This is a genomic window from Nocardiopsis sp. TNDT3 (assembly GCF_003427465.1).
GTDB lineage: Bacteria > Actinomycetota > Actinomycetes > Streptosporangiales > Streptosporangiaceae > Nocardiopsis > Nocardiopsis dassonvillei.
Genome location: NZ_QPFC01000836.1, coordinates 1 through 1,641, shown reverse-complemented (window position 1 = coordinate 1,641; position 1,641 = coordinate 1). Strand labels below are relative to the sequence as shown.

Below are 1,641 nucleotides of genomic sequence, written 5' to 3'. Positions count from 1 at the left end.
GGGGCGGCTGAGTCGGGGTGTGGCTAGGCTTTGCCTGTGGATACGACTTATTTGACTGTGTCATCGGTGAACGTGAACGGGTTGCGGGCCGCGGCGAAGAAGGATCCGGGGTTCGTGGGGTGGTTGGCGGGCACGGACGCCGATGTGGTGTGCCTTCAGGAGACGCGGGCCGAGGCCGAGCAGTTGCCGGCGGGTGTGGTGGCGCCTGAGGGGTGGCACGTGGTGTTGGCTCCGGCCGCGGCGCGGGGGCGTGCGGGGGTCGCGGTGTACTCGCGGCGTGAGCCCGACGAGGTGCGGGTGGGGTTCGGGCATGCCGAGTTCGAGGACGCGGGCCGGTATGTGGAGGTGGACCTGGGTGGGGTGACGGTGGCGAGCCTGTACCTGCCCTCGGGTGAGGTGGGCACCGAGCGCCAGGAGGAGAAGGAGCGTTTCATGGAGGCGTTCCTGCCGTATCTGGTCAAGCGGCGGGCCGAGGTGGAGGAGCGCGGTCGTGAGCTGGTGGTGTGCGGGGACTGGAACATCGCCCATGCCGAGGTGGATCTGAAGAACTGGCGGGCCAACCGTAAGAACGCGGGGTTCCTGCCCGAGGAGCGGGAGTGGTTGTCGCGGGTTCTGGATGAGGCGGGGTTCGTGGACGTGGTGCGGTCGTTGCATCCGGACCAGGAGGGGCCCTACACGTGGTGGTCCTACCGTGGTCGTGCCTTCGACAACGACGCGGGGTGGCGGATTGATCTTCAGGTGGCCACGCCGGGGTTGGCGGGGTGTGCGGTGGACGCGCGGGTGGAGCGTGCGTCCGAGCATGCGGGTCGTTGGTCGGATCACGCTCCGGTGACGGTGCGCTACCGGGTGCGGTAGGAGGAGGCGGTCATGGGTGTGCCGATCGTTCTGGTGCACGGGTTGCGGGTGTCGGGGACTATGTGGCGCCCGCAGGTGGAGTTGTTGGAGAGCGAGGGGCGCACGGTGGTGGTCCCCGATCTTCCTGGGCACGGGTCGCGGCGGGGTGAGGAGTTCTCGCTGGGGCGTGCGGTGGACGCGGTGTTGACGGCGGTCGACAGTGTGGGCGGCCGGGCGCTGGTGGTGGGGTTGAGCCTGGGCGGGTTCGTCTCGATCGCGACGGCGGCCGCCGCTCCGGGGAAGGTGGCGGGGTTGGTGGCGGCCGGGTGTACGGCCAAGCCCGCGCAGTTGTTGGCGCAGGTGTACCGGATCCCGGCGGTGTTGATGGATCGGTTGCCGGACAAGGGTGCGGCGGTCAACGAGCGGTTCCACCGGTTGACGTTGCGTGATGGTGCGGCGGACGCGGTGTTGGGGGGTGGTTTGGCGGTGGAGGCGGCCACGGCGGTGATCGACGCGGTCTCGGAGATGGACGTGTTGGCGGCGTTGGCGTCGTATGAGGGGCCGGTGTGGTTGATCAACGGGGCGCGGGACCACTTCCGGATCCATGAGAAGCGTTTCTTCGACTCGTGTGTGGATGGTCGGTTGGTGAACGTGCCGCGGGCGGGGCACATGGTGAGTCTGGATCAGCCGGTGAATTTTTCGCGGATCGTCGCGGACGCGGCTGATGTGGTGTCGGGGCGTGAGCGTGTGCGGCGTGCGGTGGAGGCCGGGGAGGGCTGAGGCCGCTGCGGCCGCGGGGGGCGGGGG

The 1,641-nt window shown here is 69.3% G+C and carries 2 protein-coding genes; both read left to right on the top strand.

What is annotated here, in order from left to right:
• The first annotated feature begins 36 nt into the window (after nt 1-36).
• Nucleotides 37-855, top strand: coding sequence for an exodeoxyribonuclease III (locus DQW06_RS20230; protein ID WP_041552699.1), 819 nt, complete (start codon nt 37-39; stop codon nt 853-855).
• Between the two features lie 12 nt (nt 856-867).
• On the top strand, nt 868-1,614 hold the full coding sequence (locus DQW06_RS20225) for an alpha/beta fold hydrolase (RefSeq protein ID WP_013153221.1): 747 nt from the start codon (nt 868-870) through the stop codon (nt 1,612-1,614).
• The last annotated feature ends 27 nt before the right edge of the window (nt 1,615-1,641 follow it).